The 17069-nt window shown below is 67.8% G+C and carries 17 protein-coding genes; 13 read left to right on the forward strand and 4 right to left on the reverse strand.

Annotation, left to right across the window (positions count from 1 at the left end; all coding sequences use genetic code 11):
* The 5 genes from VGP60_RS08070 to VGP60_RS08090 are packed head-to-tail and all read left to right on the forward strand — an operon-like array spanning nt 1 to nt 5647.
* Nucleotides 1-1302, forward strand: a complete 1302-nt coding sequence (locus tag VGP60_RS08070) for an enolase C-terminal domain-like protein (RefSeq protein ID WP_327547256.1) — start codon at nt 1-3, stop codon at nt 1300-1302.
* Nucleotides 1299-2057, forward strand: a complete 759-nt coding sequence (locus VGP60_RS08075; RefSeq protein ID WP_327547257.1) for an SDR family oxidoreductase — start codon at nt 1299-1301, stop codon at nt 2055-2057. Before VGP60_RS08070 ends, VGP60_RS08075 begins: the two co-directional genes overlap by 4 nt.
* A 41-nt stretch (nt 2058-2098) precedes the next feature.
* Nucleotides 2099-3139 (forward strand): sugar ABC transporter substrate-binding protein, encoded by a 1041-nt coding sequence (locus tag VGP60_RS08080; RefSeq protein ID WP_327547258.1) that lies wholly within the window; start codon nt 2099-2101, stop codon nt 3137-3139.
* Nucleotides 3136-4659: a sugar ABC transporter ATP-binding protein gene (locus VGP60_RS08085; protein WP_327547259.1), complete on the forward strand. Its 1524-nt coding sequence runs from the start codon at nt 3136-3138 to the stop codon at nt 4657-4659. Before VGP60_RS08080 ends, VGP60_RS08085 begins: the two co-directional genes overlap by 4 nt.
* Entirely contained in the window at nt 4652-5647 is a 996-nt protein-coding gene (locus tag VGP60_RS08090) for an ABC transporter permease (protein WP_327547260.1), read from the forward strand. Before VGP60_RS08085 ends, VGP60_RS08090 begins: the two co-directional genes overlap by 8 nt.
* On the opposite strand, the gene VGP60_RS08095 is transcribed toward VGP60_RS08090, so the two are convergent.
* Nucleotides 5644-6354 (reverse strand): FadR/GntR family transcriptional regulator, encoded by a 711-nt coding sequence (locus VGP60_RS08095; protein WP_327547261.1) that lies wholly within the window; start codon nt 6352-6354, stop codon nt 5644-5646. The two genes, VGP60_RS08090 and VGP60_RS08095, sit on opposite strands and share 4 nt — an antisense overlap.
* 27 nt (nt 6355-6381) lie before the next feature.
* Here VGP60_RS08095 and VGP60_RS08100 point away from each other — a divergent pair, with 27 nt between their 5' ends.
* From VGP60_RS08100 to VGP60_RS08120, 5 genes are read left to right on the forward strand one after another with little or no spacing between them, the layout of a single operon-like run.
* Nucleotides 6382-6747, forward strand: a complete 366-nt coding sequence (locus VGP60_RS08100) for an L-rhamnose mutarotase (protein ID WP_327547262.1) — start codon at nt 6382-6384, stop codon at nt 6745-6747.
* Nucleotides 6744-7712 carry an aldo/keto reductase gene (locus VGP60_RS08105; protein WP_327547263.1) on the forward strand — a complete coding sequence of 323 codons (969 nt, stop codon included), beginning with the start codon at nt 6744-6746 and terminating at the stop codon, nt 7710-7712. Before VGP60_RS08100 ends, VGP60_RS08105 begins: the two co-directional genes overlap by 4 nt.
* Nucleotides 7709-8545 (forward strand): amidohydrolase family protein, encoded by an 837-nt coding sequence (locus tag VGP60_RS08110; RefSeq protein WP_327547264.1) that lies wholly within the window; start codon nt 7709-7711, stop codon nt 8543-8545. The genes VGP60_RS08105 and VGP60_RS08110 overlap by 4 nt, the downstream gene beginning before the upstream one ends.
* A gap of 33 nt (nt 8546-8578) precedes the next feature.
* Nucleotides 8579-8752, forward strand: coding sequence for a hypothetical protein (locus VGP60_RS08115; protein WP_327547265.1), 174 nt, complete (start codon nt 8579-8581; stop codon nt 8750-8752).
* A gap of 57 nt (nt 8753-8809) precedes the next feature.
* The gene (locus VGP60_RS08120) at nt 8810-9106 is read left to right on the forward strand and encodes a WhiB family transcriptional regulator (protein ID WP_327547266.1); all 297 of its coding nucleotides are present in this window, start codon (nt 8810-8812) and stop codon (nt 9104-9106) included.
* Between the two features lie 37 nt (nt 9107-9143).
* Here the strand turns inward: VGP60_RS08120 and VGP60_RS08125 are convergent, their stop codons facing one another.
* The 3 genes from VGP60_RS08125 to VGP60_RS08135 are packed head-to-tail and all read right to left on the reverse strand — an operon-like array spanning nt 9144 to nt 13633.
* Nucleotides 9144-12236: an arabinosyltransferase domain-containing protein gene (locus VGP60_RS08125; RefSeq protein WP_327547267.1), complete on the reverse strand. Its 3093-nt coding sequence runs from the start codon at nt 12234-12236 to the stop codon at nt 9144-9146.
* A gap of 33 nt (nt 12237-12269) precedes the next feature.
* On the reverse strand, nt 12270-12920 hold the full coding sequence (gene bluB, locus VGP60_RS08130; protein ID WP_327547268.1) for a 5,6-dimethylbenzimidazole synthase: 651 nt from the start codon (nt 12918-12920) through the stop codon (nt 12270-12272).
* Nucleotides 12902-13633: a cobalt-precorrin-6A reductase gene (locus VGP60_RS08135; RefSeq protein ID WP_327547269.1), complete on the reverse strand. Its 732-nt coding sequence runs from the start codon at nt 13631-13633 to the stop codon at nt 12902-12904. Before VGP60_RS08135 ends, bluB begins: the two co-directional genes overlap by 19 nt.
* A gap of 106 nt (nt 13634-13739) precedes the next feature.
* Here VGP60_RS08135 and VGP60_RS08140 point away from each other — a divergent pair, with 106 nt between their 5' ends.
* The 3 genes from VGP60_RS08140 to VGP60_RS08150 all read left to right on the forward strand — a co-directional run bounded on the left by VGP60_RS08140 (nt 13740) and on the right by VGP60_RS08150 (nt 16965).
* Nucleotides 13740-14747: an acetamidase/formamidase family protein gene (locus VGP60_RS08140; protein ID WP_327547270.1), complete on the forward strand. Its 1008-nt coding sequence runs from the start codon at nt 13740-13742 to the stop codon at nt 14745-14747.
* Between the two features lie 11 nt (nt 14748-14758).
* The gene (locus VGP60_RS08145) at nt 14759-15520 is read left to right on the forward strand and encodes an SDR family NAD(P)-dependent oxidoreductase (RefSeq protein ID WP_327547271.1); all 762 of its coding nucleotides are present in this window, start codon (nt 14759-14761) and stop codon (nt 15518-15520) included.
* Nucleotides 15521-15729: 209 nt separating this feature from the next.
* Entirely contained in the window at nt 15730-16965 is a 1236-nt protein-coding gene (locus VGP60_RS08150) for an IS4 family transposase (RefSeq protein ID WP_327547272.1), read from the forward strand.
* The last annotated feature ends 104 nt before the right edge of the window (nt 16966-17069 follow it).

Consider the following 17069-nt stretch of genomic DNA (forward strand, 5'->3'; position numbering starts at 1 on the left):
ATGGCGAGGATCACCGGGATGGAGGTCCTCGACGTCCGGTTCCCCACTTCGCGAGAGCTGGACGGCTCGGACGCGATGAACCCGGACCCCGACTACTCGGCGGCGTACGTCGTCCTGCACACCGACGGCGGCCCGGACGGCTACGGCCTCACCTTCACCATCGGGCGCGGCAACGACGTGCAGGCCGCCGCGATCAAGGCGCTCGAGCACCACGTGATCGGCAAAGAGGTGCCGGAGGACGCGGCCGCGCTGGCCAAGTTGTCCGCCGAACTGGTCGGTGACTCGCAGTTCCGCTGGCTGGGCCCGGAAAAGGGCGTGGCGCACATGGCGATCGGGGCCGTGGTCAACGCGGCCTGGGATCTCGCCGCGCGCCGGGCCGACCGTCCACTGTGGAAGTTCCTGTCCGAGATGACGCCCGAGGAGCTCGTCGGGCTCGTCGACTTCCGCTACCTCAGTGACGCGCTCACCGAACAGGAAGCGCTGGACATCCTGCGCGCGGCCGTGCCGGGCCGTCAGGAGCGCACGGAAAAGCTGCTGCGCAACGGTTATCGCGCGTACAGCACGTCACCGGGCTGGCTCGGTTACTCCGACGCGAAGCTTGTGCGGCTAGCCGAACAGGCCGTCGCGGACGGCTTCGACATGATCAAGCTGAAGGTCGGCGGTGACCTCGACGACGACATCCGCCGGATGAAACTCGCCAGGGAGACCGTCGGTTCCGGCATCCGCATCGCGGTGGACGCCAACCAGCGCTGGGACGTCGCCCCGGCCATCGCGTGGATGGAGGCGCTCGCGCCGTACGACCCGTACTGGATCGAGGAGCCGACCTCACCCGACGACGTCCTCGGGCACGCGGCCATCGCCAAGGCGGTCAGCCCGATCAAGGTCGCCACCGGTGAGCACGTCCAGAACCGCGTGATCTTCAAGCAGCTCTTGCAGGCCGACGCGCTGTCGGTGTTGCAGCTGGACGCCTGCCGCGTCGGCGGGATCAACGAGAACGTGGCGATCCTGTTGCTGGCGGCCAAGTTCGGCGTCCCGGTGTGCCCGCACGCCGGCGGGGTCGGGCTGTGCGAGATGGTGCGGCACCTGTCGATGTTCGACTTCGTGGCGGTGTCCGGGACCGATACCGACCGCTCCATCGAATGGGTCGACAACCTGCACGAACACTTCACCGACCCGGCGGTCGTGCGCGACGGGCGTTACCTCGCCCCGACCGTCCCCGGGTTCTCCGCCCGTATGCACGACGCCACCCTGCGGCGGTTCCTGTTCCCCGACGGTCCTGAATGGACGGAGAGTGCCTCGTGACTGACTTCGAAGGCCTGGTCGCCGTGGTGACCGGTGGCGCGTCCGGAATCGGCCTCGCCACCGCCGAACTGCTCGCCTCCCGCGGCGCGACGGTGGCCGTGCTCGACCTGAAGCCCGACAACCTGCCGGGCGAGCTCACCGGGTTCCGCGCCGACGTCAGCTCGAACGACGAGGTCGTGGCGGCCATTGATACTGTCGTAAATCGGTTCGGCCGGATCGACGTCGTCGTGAACAACGCCGGAATCGGTGCGCAGGGCGACGTTTCGGCCAACGACGACGACGAATGGCACCGCGTGCTGGACATCAACGTCGTCGGCATGGCGCGGGTGAGCCGGGCGGCGCTGCCGCATCTGCGGAAGTCGCCGTCGGCGGCGATCATCAACACCTGTTCGATCGCGGCCTGGGCCGGATTGCAGGCGCGGGCGCTGTATTCGGCCAGCAAGGGCGCGGTGCTCTCGCTGACTCTCGCGATGGCCACCGATCACCTCGCCGACCACATCCGGGTCAACTGCGTGTGCCCGGGAACGGCCGACACCCCGTGGGTCGGCAGACTGCTCGACACCGCTTCCGACCCGGAGGCCGAGCGGGCCGCGCTCGCCGCGCGTCAGCCGATGGGCAGGCTGGTCTCGGCGGACGAGGTCGCGAACGCGATCGTCTACTTGGCGAGCCCGCTGTCAGCTTCCACCACCGGCACAGCGTTGGCTGTGGATGGTGGGATGTACGGTCTTCGTCCTCGTGGGCCCGTTCAAAAGTAGTTCCGGTAATTCAAGCTTCGCCTGTCATCAAGGAGGATGCGGTGCGTAATTCGCTGATCAAGGTGGCCGCCGCGACGGCCGTGCTCGGGCTCGCCCTGAGTGCCTGTGGATCCACAAAGGACGCGGGCCCCGCCCCGGGCGGCCAGGCGGAGGGTGGCAAGGTCGGCGCGACCGTGCCGCTGCTGACCTCGCCGTTCTGGCAGGCCTACAACAACTATGTGCCCACCATGGCGAAGCAGTTCGGCGTCGAGACGCTGCCGACGGTCAACGCCGACAGCGACCCGACCAAGCTCATCACCGATATCAACAACCTGCTCAACCAGGGCATCCGCGGCCTGGTCGTCACCCCGCTCGACTCCGCCGCGATCGTCGCCGGGCTGAAGCAGGCGGAGAACAAGGGCGTCCCGGTGGTCGCAGTGGACGTCGCGCCGGAGAGCGGCAAGGTGGCGATGGTCGTCCGCGCCGACAACAAGGCGTACGGCACCAAGGCTTGCGAGGCCATCGGCGCGCGCGTGCCGCAGGGCAAGGTCGTGCAGATCATGGGTGACCTGGCCTCGGTCAACGGCCGTGAGCGCTCGGAAGCGTTCCGCGCGTGCGTGCAGACCAAGTTCCCGGCGCTGCAGGTGCTGGAAATCCCCGCGGAGTGGAAGGCCGACAAGGCCGCGTCCGGCCTCGAAGGCCTGCTCACCGCGAACCCGGACATCAAGGCCGTCTACATGCAGGCCGGTGGCGTCTACCTCGCACCGACGCTGGCGGCGTTGAAGCGCAAGAACATGTCCTTCCCGGTCGGCGACCCGAAGCACGTCGTGCTGGTCAGCAACGACGGCATCCCGCAGGAGCTCGACGCGATCCGCAAGGGTGAGCTCGACGCGACGGTCTCGCAGCCTGCGGACGACTACGCGAAGTACGGCATGTACTGGATCAAGAAGGCCATGGCGGGTGAGACCTTCAAGCCCGGCCCGACCGACCACGGCAGCACCATCGTCGAGACCCATCCGGGAATCCTCGAGGACCAGCTGCCCGCGCCGGTCGTGACCAAGGACAACGTCGATGACAAGGCCTTGTGGGGCAACAACCTATGACGGAGCTGCCCACCGGGGCCACCGCTTCGGTGGTCAGCGCGAAAGGGGTCGGCAGGCGCTACGGGCCGACCGTGGCCCTGCACGACGTCAGTTTGACCGTCCGGCCCGGCGAGTCGCACGCACTCGTCGGCCGGAACGGCGCCGGGAAGTCGACGCTGGTCTCGCTGATCACCGGACTGTCCAAACCGGACACCGGGACGATCGAGTTCGGCGGTGAGCCCGCGCCGCCGATCAGTCAGCGCGAGGCCTGGCGAAGCCGGGTCGCCTGCGTTTACCAGTACTCCACGGTGATCCCGCATCTCACGGTCGCGGAGAACCTGTTCCTCAACCGGCAGTCCGGTGGCAAGTTCGCCATCAGCTGGAAGAAGCTGCGCAGCCAGTCGCGTGAGCTGCTGGACTCCTGGGGGGTCGAGGTCGACGTCGACACCCCGGCCGGTGAGCTTTCGGTGGAGGACCGGCAGTTCGTCGAGATCGCGCGTGCGTTGTCCTATGGGGCCAGGTTCATCGTGCTCGACGAGCCGACGGCCCAGCTGGACCGGCAGGCGATCGAGCGGCTGTTCGTGCGGATGCGGGACCTGCAGGCCGCCGGGGTCACCTTCCTGTTCATTTCCCATCACCTGCACGAGGTTTACGACGTCTGCCAGGCCGTGACCGTGCTGCGCGACGCGCGGCACGTCGTCACCGCGCCGGTTTCCGAGCTGAGCCGGGCCGAGCTGGTGGACGCCATGACCGGCGAACAGGGCGGCTTGATCGTGGCCGACGCTGCTTCGCGGGAGAAACTCGCCGAGGATTCCGCGGCCGCGGTGACCGTGGATTCGCTGTCGGGCGATTCGTTCGAGAACGTGTCGTTCCAGCTGCGCCGCGGTGAGGTGCTCGGGTTCGCGGGCAGCAACGCCAGCGGCAAGCACCAGCTGGCCGAAACGGTGTACGGACTGCGAAAGCCGTCCGCGGGCACTGTTTCCGTCGGCGGCAAGACGCTCGAACCGGGTGACGTGCTCGCCGCGATGCGGGCCGGGATCGGTTGTGTGCCAAGGGACCGGCATCACCAAGGGCTCGTTTTAGGACTGTCCATCGCGGACAACGCGACCATGTCGATCCTCGATCGGCTGGGCCCGGGCGGGATCGCGTCCCCCGCCGCGCGGACGAAGGTGGCCACCAAAGCCGTCGCGGACTACGGCATCGTGACCGCCGGGCCGAACGAGCCGGTTTCCTCGCTCTCGGGCGGAAACCAGCAGAAGGTCGTGCTCGCGCGGTCGCTGGCCAGTGATCCGAACGTGCTGGTGCTGATCAACCCGACCGCGGGCGTGGACGTCAAGTCGAAGCAGGCGCTGCTCGCCGTCGTCGATCGCGTGCGGGCCGAAGGCAAAGCGGTAGTGATCGTCAGTGACGAGCTGGACGACTTGCGCCTCAGTGACCGGGTCCTGGTCATGCGGGCGGGCGAAGTCGTCGCGGAACATCAGGCCGGATGGTCGGACGGCGACCTCGTGGCCGACATCGAAGGGGTAGAGCTCCATGACTGACGTGCTCGTGGCTTCGCCTGTCCGGGCGAAGCGGACCGGGTGGCTGCGGGAGCTCGCGCTGCTGCCCGCCCTCGTCGTGCTGATCCTGATCGGCGGGCTGGTCAACGACAGCTTCCTGAGCTTCGACAACCTCATCAGCGTGCTCGGCGCGTCCGCCGCGCTGGCGCTGGTCGTGCTCGGCGAGTCGCTCGTGCTGATCACCGGCAAGTTCGACCTGTCGCTGGAATCGACAGTGGGCATCGCGCCGGCGCTCGGGGCGATGCTGGTGATCCCGGCGCTGTCGGCGGGCTTCGGCACCGAACTGCCGACTTTCGCGGGCCTGGTCGCGATTCTGGTCGTCGGCGCGCTCGTCGGGGTGGTCAACGCGTTCCTGATCATCAAGCTGCAGTTGAACGCGTTCATCGTCACGCTGGCGATGCAGATCGTGCTGCGCGGGCTGCTTGTCGGCGCTACCAACGGGAAGACGCTGTTCGACCTGCCCGAGTCGTTCACGAACCTCAGCACCACGACGTTCCTGTCGCTGCCGATGTCGGTGTGGCTGGCCGCGATCGCGTTCGCCATCGCCGGGTGGATCCTGCGCTACCACCGGATCGGCCGCGCGCTGTACGCGATCGGCGGGAACCGGGAAGCCGCCAGGGCCGCCGGTATCCGCGTCGACCGGATCTCGATGATGGTGTTCGTCGTCGCCGGTGTGCTCGCCGCGCTCGGTGGTCTGGTGCTGACCGGTTACGTCGGCGCGCTCAACGCCGGGCAGGGCAGCGGGATGGTCTTCACCGTCTTCGCCGCCGCGGTCATCGGCGGGATCTCGCTCGACGGCGGGCGCGGCACGATGTTCGGCGCGCTCACCGGCGTCCTGCTCATCGGCGTGGTGCAGAACCTGCTGACGCTCTCGCAGGTTCCGGCGTTCTGGATCCAGTCGGTCTACGGCGGCATCATCCTGGTGGCGTTGATCATCTCCCGCTTCGCCAGCGGCAAGTCGCAGCTTTAAGAGGGGGTGACCGTGGTGTCGGGCTCATCAGCCGAACCGAGGGCGTTGCGCAGCCACTGCTCGACGCCGTTGACGTGCACCGTCGCCCAGGAACGCGCCAGCTCGGGCTCGCGCGCGGCGATCGCTTCGTAAATGGCGGTGTGCTGCTCACGGGTCTTCGCCACGGCGCCTTCCTGGGTGAGGCCACGCCAGATCCTGGCGCGCGCCGTCGGCCCGGAAAGGCTGTCCAGCAACGAACACAGCACGGGATTGCCGGAACCGTCGGCGATCTTGCGGTGGAACTCGAGGTCGTTGGCGACCAGCGCTTCAACGGTCGGGGTGTCGTCCAGGGTGTCGAGATGCTCGCGCAGCTCGGCGATGTCCGCGTCGCTCATGTGCATCGCGGCGAGCGCTGTCGCGGCGGGCTCGAGAATCCGGCGCACCGCGAGGAAGTCGAGCACGGTGTCGTCGCGGTGGAAGTCGATGACGAAGGTCATCGCGTCGAGCAGCAGATGCGGTTCGAGGCTGGTCACGTACGTGCCGTCGCCCTGGCGGACGTCGAGCACCCGGATCAGGCACAGCGCTTTGACGGCCTCGCGCAGGGAACTGCGCGACAGCCCGAGGCGCTGGGCGAGCTCGGCTTCCTTGGGCAGCCTGTCTCCCGGGGCGAGCTCGCCGGTGATGATCATGTTTTTGATCTTGTCGATCGCGACGTCGGTGACCGGCATGGTGACCGCCCTCCCCGAAGACCTCGGATGTTTACCTGGTTCTGGACAGAGTGCCATGTCTTGGCAGAAGGAGGAGCGGTGACCCAGCGTGTCGCGTTACACACTCGCTTGAAGCCGGGCAAGGAATCCGCGTACGACACCATCCACGCGACGATCCCGCCCGAGCTCGACGTCGCCATGCGGGAGGCGGGAGTCAAGGCGTGGCGGATCTGGCGGGACGGGTTGGACCTGTTCCACGTTGTCGAGGTGGACGACTACGCGGCCATGCGCGCCGCGCTGCGTGACCACTCGGCCAATATTCCTTGGCAGGCCAGGATGGCCGAGCTGCTGGACGTCGAGGACGACTACTCGGGCAACGACTCGGGACTCGCACAGGTTTGGGAGCTGCCTTGAACATCGACGTCACCCCGCTCGGCCTCGGCTGCGCGCCGCTCGGGAACCTGTACCAGGCGATCTCCGACGAGACGGCCACCGAGACCGTCGAGGCCGCCTGGGCCGACGGCATCCGGTACTTCGACACCGCGCCGCACTACGGCCTCGGCCTGTCCGAACGGCGGCTCGGCGCCGCGCTCGCCGGGCATCCGCGCGACGAATACGTGCTGTCCACGAAGGTCGGGCGGATTCTGGAGCCCAATCCCGCGGGTGCGTCCGAGCTCGACGACCAGGCTTTCGAGGTCCCCGCGGCCTACAAACGGCGTTGGGACTTCAGCCGCGACGGCGTTTTGCGTTCGCTCGAGGACAGTTTGGAACGCCTCGGGCTCGATCGCATCGACATCGCGTACGTGCACGACCCGGACGACCACTTCGAGGAAGCCGTCCTCGGCGCGCTGCCCGCGTTGGTCGAACTGCGTCGCCAAGGCGTGCTCAAGGCCATCGGCGTCGGCATGAACCAGACGCCGATGCTGGCCGAGTTCATCCGCAAGTGTGACGTCGACGTGATCATGGTGGCCGGGCGCTACACGCTGCTCGACCAGCCGGCGCTCGACGAGCTGCTGCCGCTGTGCCAGGAACGCGGGGTGTCGGTGATCGCGGCCGGGGTGTTCAACGGCGGCATCCTCGCGACGGCCACCCCCGGCACCAAGTACGACTACTCCGACGCGCCCGCCGAGCTGATCACCAAGGCGAGCCGCATCGCCGAGGTGTGCGAACAGCACGGCGTCGAGCTGCCGGACGCGGCGATGGCGCTGCCCGCCGCGCACCCGGCCGTCGCGAGCGTGGTCGTCGGGGCGCACAACGCGGAGCAGATCCGCGCGAACGTCGCCCGTTCCCGGGTGGAGGTCCCGGCGGCGCTATGGGCCGACCTGATCGCCGAAGGCTTGCTGCGACCGGACGCCGTGGTGGAGGCTGCTGCCTCATGATCGACGCGCACCACCACCTCTGGGATCCGGGCCGCCGCGAGTACCCGTGGATGACCGGCGAGGCACTCGACCCGATCCGGCGGCCGTACACAGTGGACGATCTCCGCGCGGTGACGGACGCGGCCGGGGTGCGCGCCACGGTCCTCGTACAGACGGTGTCCTCGCGTGAGGAGACCGAGGAATTCCTCGACACCGCGGCCGCCGAGCCGGTGATCGCCGGAGTTGTCGGCTGGGTCGATCTCACCGCGGAAGATGTCGCGGACCAGCTCGCCGCGTTGGCCGGACGCGGTCCGCTGGTGGGGATCCGGCACCAGGTCGAGGACGAAGAGGACCCCGGCTGGCTCGCCCGCCCGGAGGTCTTGCGCGGACTCGCCGCCGTCGGCGCCGCGGGCCTGACCTACGACCTGCTCATCCGGCTCGACCAGTTCGACGCGGCGCGGGCCGCGGTGGACTCGCTGCCGGAGGTTTCGTTCGTCCTCGACCACGCGGGCAAGCCGCCGATCGCGCACGGCCCGTGGGAGCCGTGGGCGTCCGAGCTGGCTTCGCTGTCGGAGCGGGCGAACGTCTACTGCAAGCTCTCGGGCCTGGTGACCGTGGCCGACTGGACGGAATGGCGGGTCGGGCACCTGCGTCGTCACGCCGAACACGTGCTCGACAGCTTCGGCGCCGAGCGGCTGATGTTCGGCTCGGACTGGCCGGTCTGTGAGCTGGCCGCGTCCTACCAGGTGGTCCGCGACGCCGCGATGTCGCTGACCGGGCCGCTCTCCGACGCCGAACGCCTCGAGGTCTTCCAGCGCACCGCCGCCCGCGTGTACCCGCTCGACATCACCTGATTGAGACTTCCCCCGGTCGGGTAGCCCGGGATCATGACGAGTTCCTTCGAAGATCCTGTCGGTCTCGAACAGCCCGCCGACGACGTGTTCGAGCAGCGGCTCGAGGTGGAGCCGGCGCCGATCGACCCCGCTCAGCTGGCGCTGCCGCTGGAGGCGAACGCGGTCGACGCCGTCGAACAGCGAGAAGAAGTTCCCGAGGACGTGTAGAGAACGACGAAACGGGGTACCAGAGGCTCGTCGGAACGAACGGCGGGGAGATCCACTATGTCGGACACATCGAAGTTGCCCAGTCCTGTGGTCGAGGCTTGGGACTGGCAGGTCGAGGGCAATTGCCGCAATCTCGACAGCGGGGTGTTCTTTCACCCGGACGGCGAACGGGGGTTCGCCAGGGCCGATCGCATCGCCAACGCCAAGCGGATCTGCCAGTCGTGCCCGGTGATCGTCCAGTGCCGCCATCACGCGCTGACGGTCGAGGAGCCGTTCGGGGTGTGGGGCGGCCTCGACGAGACCGAACGGCGTGAGGCCATCGCGCACCGCCGGACGACCAGCGACGCGGCCTAGGTGTGTGTCTGGCAAATCAAGTTCACCAGACACAGCACTAGCGCGTCGGGTCGGTGCCGTTCGGCTGCCGCGGACCAGGGCCGGGTGACCACCAGCCCGGCACGGTCTTCGTGCCGTGCCGCACGGTCGGCTTGCTGCCCTCCGCGAACGGCTCGACCTGCAGCAACTTGCCCCAGGACTGCGCGGGCTGCCCGATGAGATAGCTCGGTACCTCGGGCTGGTCGGCGATCTCCTCCAGCCAGCCGATCGGGCCACCGGTCGAGCTGGCGGCCCATTTCGCCTCGGCCGCGAGACCGCCCGCGGTGATCCGATACTCCGGCATCTTCGCGATCCCGTCGTGCGAGGTCATCGGGCGCGCGCACGGGTAGACGAACGAAGCGGGCCAGTCCAGGTACACCGGCTTCGTGCCGATCTTCTCCGTCAGCGTGGTGAACGTCGGCACGCGTGGTGCGGTGGCGGCGATCCAGCCGTCCTCGGTGAGGTCGTCGTCGCGCGCGGTCACGCGGACGGCCGTCGTCTCGGGCGGCAGGTCACGCAGGTTCAGCCGCACGTCGTTCCACTGGCCGTTCCCGACCCCGGCGGGCAGCACGAGCTGGCTCCGCAGCACTTTCACCCCTTCGGGTGTTAGTTGCCCGTACTCGATGCTGACCGACGTCGCCTTGTGCCCGGCGCCCGCCGCCGCGACGACGACCTGCCCGTTCTCCGGCTTCTCCGGCAGGTCGAACCAGACGCTGCGCAGCTGGCCGACGCGGGTCTCGCGCTCGGCGTAGCTGCTCCACATCGGCACCTTCTCGGTGGTGAAACCGTGCGGTGGCTCGGCGATCGGGTCCTTGTCGTCGTCCCCGGCGACGGTGTGGAAACCGACCCCGGTCAGGCCATTCTCCTCGTCGGGCCGCGGCAGTGGCGAGGCCTCTTCTTCGGGGGGTTTGGCGTCGTCGACGGTTTCCTGCGAGTTCGCCGGGAGCGGCCGCAGCATGCTCGTGATCGGGTCCCGCTCGACCATCACGTGGTCGGAGAGGTTGCAGCTCTTGCCGAGCACGTGCTCGATGTTCGCCGCGCCGAGGCTGTAGCTGCCGGACTGCTGGTGGATCGCCATCGCCATGCTGACGAACTCGCCGCCCGCGACCAGGCCGCAGACCGTGACCAGCGAGACCGAGCCCAGTTTCAGCGCCCGCCCACGACGTTCCTGGGTGCCGTTCTCCTGCCCGGGCCGCTGCGCGCGGACGTTCTCCACGAACGCGACGATCGTCGAGATCCCCGCCCCGATCAGCAGGATCGTCGACAGCGAAACAGGTCCGATCTTCGGCGCTTCGTCGGCCCACGGGACACCGAGCTTCGACACGAACCAGTAGGCGTTCGGGCCGGTCGCGGCGAGCGCGGCGACCACCAGCAGCCCGGCGAGGAAGGCCGCGCGGTTGCGTTTGGACCGCAGCACCGATGAGCTCGTGGCGAGCGCCGTCAGCGCCGCCATCGACGACCCGACCGCCGCGAACGCGCCGAAGTGATGGGTCCACTTCGTCGGCGTCAGGGCCAGTAGCAGGAAGAACAACGCCGTCGTGCCGATCAGGCGCCGGCTCGGGCCGAGTGCCGCGCCGGGGATGCGCCCACGTCGCAGCAGCACGACCAGGCAGGTCCCGGTGCAGAGCAGGATCAGCAACACGGGGAAGCGACGCGTCGCCGAGCCGTCCGGTGAGCTTTCGAAAAGCAGCTGGTACCGCGCGAGTTCCTCGAACCACGACAGGCTCGGCCCGACCTCCGTGCGGATGCGGGTCGCTTCCTGCACGGTCGCGAAAGTCTGGTCGGCGAAGATCACGACCAGCACGAGCACGCCCGCGGCGAGGATCGGCGAAAGCACCGGCAACCAGCCGGTCTTCGCGCGAGCCTGCAGCAGTTTGGCCAGCGGCCGGGCGGCGACGAGGAAGGGCGCGACGGCGATCAGCCCGGTCGGCGTCGCGGCCAGCGTCAGCGCCGCGGCGAGCAGGCCGAGACACAGCGGGAGCAGCCGTCGCGTCACCAGCGCCCGCTCGACCGCGCAGATGGCCAGCAGGGAGCCCAGCGCGGCGACCGGTTCCGGGCGGACGCCGTTGTTGAACGGCAGCCACCAGACCAGGAACACCGCCGCCGCCGCCCAGCCCGCCGCCGGGCTCGTGCGGACCTGCGTGCCGAGGCGTGGCATCACCTCACGGCTGATCAGCAGCCAGCTCAGCGCGCCGAGCAGGAACGACGGCAGCCGGATCCACGGCGGCACCGTGCTGACCTGCGCCATGAGCTCGTAGACGTGGTAAACCCAGCCGAACGGCGCCTCGGCGACACCGAACCAGCGGTGGTAGTTCGTCAGGAAACCGGTGTCCTCGGTGACTCTCGCCATGGTGAGGATGTAGCCGTCGTCCGAGGTGACCGGGCCGATGAACACCCACGCGCCGAGCGCCAGGAACACCGTCGCGTCACGCGGGGTCAGCCGCCACCAGCCGACCGGCGCCCAGCGTGGCGCGCGGCGGGCCGTGCCGGAGTCCAGCCGGTACACCGCGATCAGGCAGCCGATGAGCGAGAGCAGCGCCAGTATCCCGACGGCGATCTTCCAGCCCGTCGGCGACGACTGGTAGCGCGTGTCGGGGACGATCGAGACCTTGAGCCCGGTTGTCGGATCTTTCCCGCCGCTGATCTCCGAATAGATGCCGACGACCCGCGGCCGGACGTCGCCGCTCTGGTCGAAGATCGTCGTGCCGCCGACGCTCAGCGTGGTGCGGGTGGCGTCGGAGGCGAGCCGGACGTCACAGTTCTCGGCGGGGAGCGGCTGGCGGGCGATCTGCTGGCCACGCATCGACGCGTCGAGCAGGCCGTTGTCGATCCGCAGCTGCACCCCAGCGCCGTTCTCCGAGCGGGCGTCCGGGATCGTCGCGTACAGCAGGGCCGGGCCTTGGGTGCGCTCGTCCGTGGCGTGGACTGTCGAGCAAGGCAGCTCGACATGCATGTCCTGCGCCCAATAACCGGTCAGTGGCGCGTTGACGGCGCCGGTGTCGGTGCCATTCGGCCAGACGATCTCGGCGGTGTCCTGCACCACCGGCAGGAACGGGAAAGCCAACGCACACAAGGCGGAGAGCAACCCGAGCGTGACGGCGAGCAGACGCATCGGCGCAACGCTAACGGTTCGGCGGCTCGCGCCTCAGGCAGGGTCGGGCCTGAACCGTTCTTCGTGGATCGCGGCGGCGAGCGGACGCCGTTGCCGCCAGCCGTGCCGTTCCAGATCGGGCACCTCCGCCAGCTCGCTGACCGCGCCGACGCAGAGCCACGCGACCGGGCGGACGCCGTCGGGAATGCCGACGAGATCGGCGAGGAACTGTTCGCGGTAGAAGCTCACCCAGCCGACGCCGAGACCTTCGGCCGTCACCGCCAGCCACAGGTTCTGGATCGCGAGACACACTGAATAGAGCCCGGCGTCGGCGATCGCGTGCCGGCCGAGGACGTCCGGCGAACCGCGTTTCGGGTCGTAGGTGACCACGATGCCCAGGCCGGACTCCATGATCCCCTCGATCTTGATCCGCGAGAACGTGTCGGACCGCTTGCCCCGCAAGGAATCCGCGAACACCGCGCGTTCACTGTGGACATGTTCGGCGAATGTGCCGCGTGTCACCGGGTCACGGACGAGCACGAAATCCCACGGCTGCGTCAACCCGACACTCGGCGCGGCGTGCGCGGCGGCGAGCACCCGGTGGAGGACTTCGGGGTCGAGCGGTTCGCCGGTGAACTCGCCGCGGACATCGCGCCGCCGGTTCAGTACTTCGTAGAACTCGCTGATCACTGGGCGAACACCCATGCTGCTGCTGCCTCCACGGTGTCGACGGTCGGGGATTCCGGCCGTGTCGGGCGCCGCACGACCACCACGGGCAGGCCGAGGGCGCGGGCCGCGCCGAGTTTGGCGGAGGTCATCGTGCCCCCACTGTCCTTTGTGACCAGTACCTCGACGCGGTGGGTGCGCATGAGCGCGGTTTCGGCGTCGAGGAGGTACGGGCCGCGGTCGAGGAGCACTTCGAACTTGGCGGGCAGCGGCGGGGCCGGCGGGTCGACGCAGCGGATCAGGAACCAGAGGTCGTCGAGTGGTGCGAAAGCGGACAGGCCTTGGCGGCCGCTGGTCAGGAAAACGCGTTCGCCGAGCGAGGGGAGTATTTCGGCGGCCTGGTCCAGTGAATCCACCCAATGCCAGTCGTCCTCGGGTCCGGGCTGCCAGCCGGGCCTTTGTAGACGGAGCATCGGGACACCGGCGAGTTTCGCGCCCGTCACCGCCGAGTTGCCGATGAACTTGGCGAACGGATGGGTGGCGTCGACCACGGCCGAGACCTGGTTTTCGGTCAGCCAGGCGGCGAGGCCTTCCGGGCCGCCGAAGCCGCCGATCCGCACGTCGCCGACGGGGAGCTTCGGGTTGGCGACGCGGCCGGCCAGCGAGGAAACCACCGGCACCCCGCGTTCGACCAGTGCGGCGGCGAGCGCGCGGGCTTCCGACGTGCCACCGAGGACCAATACGACGCTCACTCCGTCATCCTGCCTGTGCTGTCGAGTGAGATGCGACAGGGGGCTTGCCAGCGGGAAGGTTCAAGTAGCACGATCATGCTTTGGCGGCCGGTAGCGAGGAGCCATCGTGGATGTTGTCGAGTTCAGTCCCCGGCCGGAGCAGTACGCGTGGACGTTCGGCGGCGCGGAACCGATCCGGCGGGTCACGCCCGGCACGCTGATGAAGCTCTGGACCGAGGACGCCTTCGGTGGCCGTCTGCAGAGCGCGTCGGACAAACCGAGCGAAAAGCTCGATATGCGCGAGGTGAACCCGCAGACGGGCCCGTTCTACGTCGAGGGCGCGGAACCCGGCGACACGCTGGCGATCCACTTCGTCGACCTGCAACCCGCGCGCGACTGGGCGGCGTCGGCGACCATCCCGTTCTTCGGCGGTCTCACCGGGACGGACCGCACGGCGATGTTGCACGAGCCGTTGCCGGAGCTCACCTGGATCTACCAGCTCGACCGCGAACGGCAGGTCGTGGTGTTCGAGGCGCAGCGCAGCGACATGCGGCTGGAGCTGCCCGTCGAGCCGATGCTCGGCACTGTCGGCGTCGCCCCGGCGGGCCGCGAGGTGCGCACTTCGCTGGTGCCGGACATGTTCGGCGGCAACATGGACACGCCGGAGATGCGTGCCGGCGCGACGTGTTATCTCGGCGTGAACGTCGAAGGCGCGTTGTTCTCCGTCGGCGACGGGCATTACCGGCAGGGCGAGGGCGAATCCTGCGGCACGGCCGTGGAAGGCGCCATGAACGTGACTTTGATCGTCGAGCTGATCAAGGGGCACGCTCCCGTCTGGCCGCGGATCGAACAGGACGGCCACTACGCCGTCGTCGGCTCGTCGCGGCCGCTGGAAGACGCGTGGCGGGCGAGCCAGGTCGGCATGATCACCTGGCTCGGCGAGCTGTACGGGCTCGACCGGCTGGACGCCTACCAGCTGCTCACGCAGATCAGCGAGTCCCCGCTGGCGAACGTCGTCGACGCCAACTACAGCGCCGTCACCAAGGTGGCCAAGAAGCTGCTGCCGGCTCGCGACGCCTACGACGGCATGCACCGCTACCTGCGTCAGCAGGCCGCGCACGCTTTGACCTATTGAGGAGAACGGCCATGGATCTTCAGCTCGCGGGGCTTCGGGCCCTGGTCACCGGCGGTACCAAGGGCATCGGCCGCGCGATCGTCGAAGGCCTGCTGGCCGAGGGCGTCGACGTGGCCTTCTGCGCGCGGACGGAATCCGACGTGAAGGCGACCGTCGAAGCGCTGGCCGATTCGGGCCCGCGTGTGCTCGGCGAGACACTGAACGTCGCCGACGGTCCCGCGCTGACCAGCTGGGTCGGCCGGGTCGCCGAGGAGTTCGGCGGGCTGGACATCGTGGTGTGCAACGTCAGCGCCATCGCCATCGGGCACGACGAAGCCACCTGGCAGACGAACTACGACGTCGACCTGATGCACACCGTCCGGGTCGTCAACGCCGCGCTCCCGCACCTGGAACGCAGCGACTCGGGGAACGTGGTCGTCGTGTCGAGCGTGTCGGCCCGCGAGATCGACTTCGCGTCCGCCGCGTACGGCGCGACGAAAGCCGCACTGGTCCACTACACGCAAGGCCTCGCGTTCGAGTTCGCGCCGAAGGGAATCCGCGCGAACTGCGTGTCGCCGGGGAACACGTCGTTCCCGGGCGGGGTCTGGGACCAGCTCAGCCAGAACGACCCGGCTTTTTACGAAACCGCGCTCGCGCTGAACCCGAGCGGGCGGATGGGCAAGCCGGAGGAGATGGCCTACGCCGTCACCATGCTGGCGAGCCCCCGCGCCTCCTTCATCTCCGGCACCAACGTCGTCGTCGACGGCGCCCTGACCCGAGGCGTCCAGCTCTAACCCCCACGCCATCTGTCGACAGCAATGCCACTGACTTAAGCTCGACTCAAGATCATCATTACCCTGGATGACTGGCATGCCACGCTCCGTGGCGACTCGGGTGTGGGTGCCAGGTGTGGCCAGTGCAGCCGCTTCTGGCATTTTTGATCATTTCTTTCTTGTCGGCGTGTCGATGTCTCCCATTTTGCTCATGGTGCTTGAATTTACACATGGGTGTGTTGTGGGATATGTTGCAGGAATCGGATGACCGATTAACTGATCATATTGGCCTCGGTGTTATGACCAGGGTAGTTTCACGTGATCTGGTTGACGAGGTTCTGAATTACACGGAGAAGAACGAGAAGCGGTCACGACTGCTACCGGCACGAGTTGTCGTGTACTATGTATTGGCGTTGACATTGTTTTACGGTGACGCCTACGAAGAGGTTCTGCGCAAGCTGGTCAATGGCCTTCAATTCTTGCGTGCCTGGCGAGCCGAGTGGGTGGTCCCCACCACAGGGGCGATTTCGAAGGCCCGGGTCCGTCTAGGTGTGGAACCGCTTAAAGAACTGTTCAGTCGGATCGCTGTTCCGATTGCCACGCCGGGAACACGCGGAGCGTGGTACCACGGCCACCGGGTCATGGCCATCGACGGCGTGATCCTGGACGCCCCGGATACGGAAGAGAACGTCGAGCGGTTCGAGAAGAATAAACACAGCAACGGCGAGAGCGCGTACCCGCAGGTGCGCATCGTCGGCTTGGCCGAATGCGGAACACATGCCATGGTGGCGGCGGAAATAGACTCCTGGCGCATCTACGAACGCGAGCTCACTGAGCGCCTGCTGGACCAGTTCGAGCCGAACATGCTGGTCCTGGCCGACCGCGGGTTCTACAGCTACGACCTATGGAAGCAGGCCGGCGAAACCGGAGCCGCACTCGTGTGGCGAGTCATGAAATCGATACGACTTCCCGTATTGGAAGAGTATTCCGACGGCTCGTACCTCTCGGAACTACTACCCAAACAACTGAAGGCCGACCTGAATAAGGGAATGAAACGACGCGTCCCGGAAGGAGTTCGCATACCGGTACGCGTCATCGAGTACAGGATCGGAAACCGAAAATCACCCGAAATCATCCGTCTCATCACCACCCTCCTCGACCACAAGGAAGCTCCCGCCGCAGAACTGGCCGCGCTCTACGCGGAACGCTGGGAATTCGAGATCGGCCTCGACGAAATCGAAACCCACCAGATCGCGAACTACCGAATCCTGCGATCCAAAAGGCCAGACCTAGTCGAGCAAGAGATCTGGGGACTGCTCATCACTCACTACATCATACGACATCTCATGCACCAAGCCGCCGACGACATCGACATCGACGAAGACCGACTCTCCTTCATTCGCAGCCTCCGTGTCGTCCGGCGAAGCATCACCAATGACGCGGATTTTCCCCCCTCAACACGCTGACAAACTCTTCGCCGAAGCGCTAGCTGAAATTGCTGAGCGACCCAACCCAAAACGACGACTACGCGCATACCCACGCGTCGTCAAACGACGGCAAGTCGGAGCGA

This window comes from Amycolatopsis sp. (assembly GCF_036008905.1).
Taxonomy (GTDB): domain Bacteria; phylum Actinomycetota; class Actinomycetes; order Mycobacteriales; family Pseudonocardiaceae; genus Amycolatopsis.

Coding starts and splice junctions, on each gene's coding strand:
- VGP60_RS08115 (WP_327547265.1), top strand. CDS start 8,579: ATGACGAGTTCCTTCGAAGATCCTGTCGGTCTCGAACAGCCCGCCGAC.
- VGP60_RS08090 (WP_327547260.1), top strand. CDS start 4,652: ATGACTGACGTGCTCGTGGCTTCGCCTGTCCGGGCGAAGCGGACCGGG.
- VGP60_RS08070 (WP_327547256.1), top strand. CDS start 1: ATGGCGAGGATCACCGGGATGGAGGTCCTCGACGTCCGGTTCCCCACT.
- VGP60_RS08095 (WP_327547261.1), bottom strand. CDS start 6,354: ATGCCGGTCACCGACGTCGCGATCGACAAGATCAAAAACATGATCATC.
- VGP60_RS08120 (WP_327547266.1), top strand. CDS start 8,810: ATGTCGGACACATCGAAGTTGCCCAGTCCTGTGGTCGAGGCTTGGGAC.
- VGP60_RS08100 (WP_327547262.1), top strand. CDS start 6,382: ATGTTTACCTGGTTCTGGACAGAGTGCCATGTCTTGGCAGAAGGAGGA.
- VGP60_RS08125 (WP_327547267.1), bottom strand. CDS start 12,236: ATGCGTCTGCTCGCCGTCACGCTCGGGTTGCTCTCCGCCTTGTGTGCG.
- VGP60_RS08145 (WP_327547271.1), top strand. CDS start 14,759: ATGGATCTTCAGCTCGCGGGGCTTCGGGCCCTGGTCACCGGCGGTACC.
- VGP60_RS08110 (WP_327547264.1), top strand. CDS start 7,709: ATGATCGACGCGCACCACCACCTCTGGGATCCGGGCCGCCGCGAGTAC.
- VGP60_RS08085 (WP_327547259.1), top strand. CDS start 3,136: ATGACGGAGCTGCCCACCGGGGCCACCGCTTCGGTGGTCAGCGCGAAA.
- bluB (WP_327547268.1), bottom strand. CDS start 12,920: ATGGGTGTTCGCCCAGTGATCAGCGAGTTCTACGAAGTACTGAACCGG.
- VGP60_RS08150 (WP_327547272.1), top strand. CDS start 15,730: ATGGGTGTGTTGTGGGATATGTTGCAGGAATCGGATGACCGATTAACT.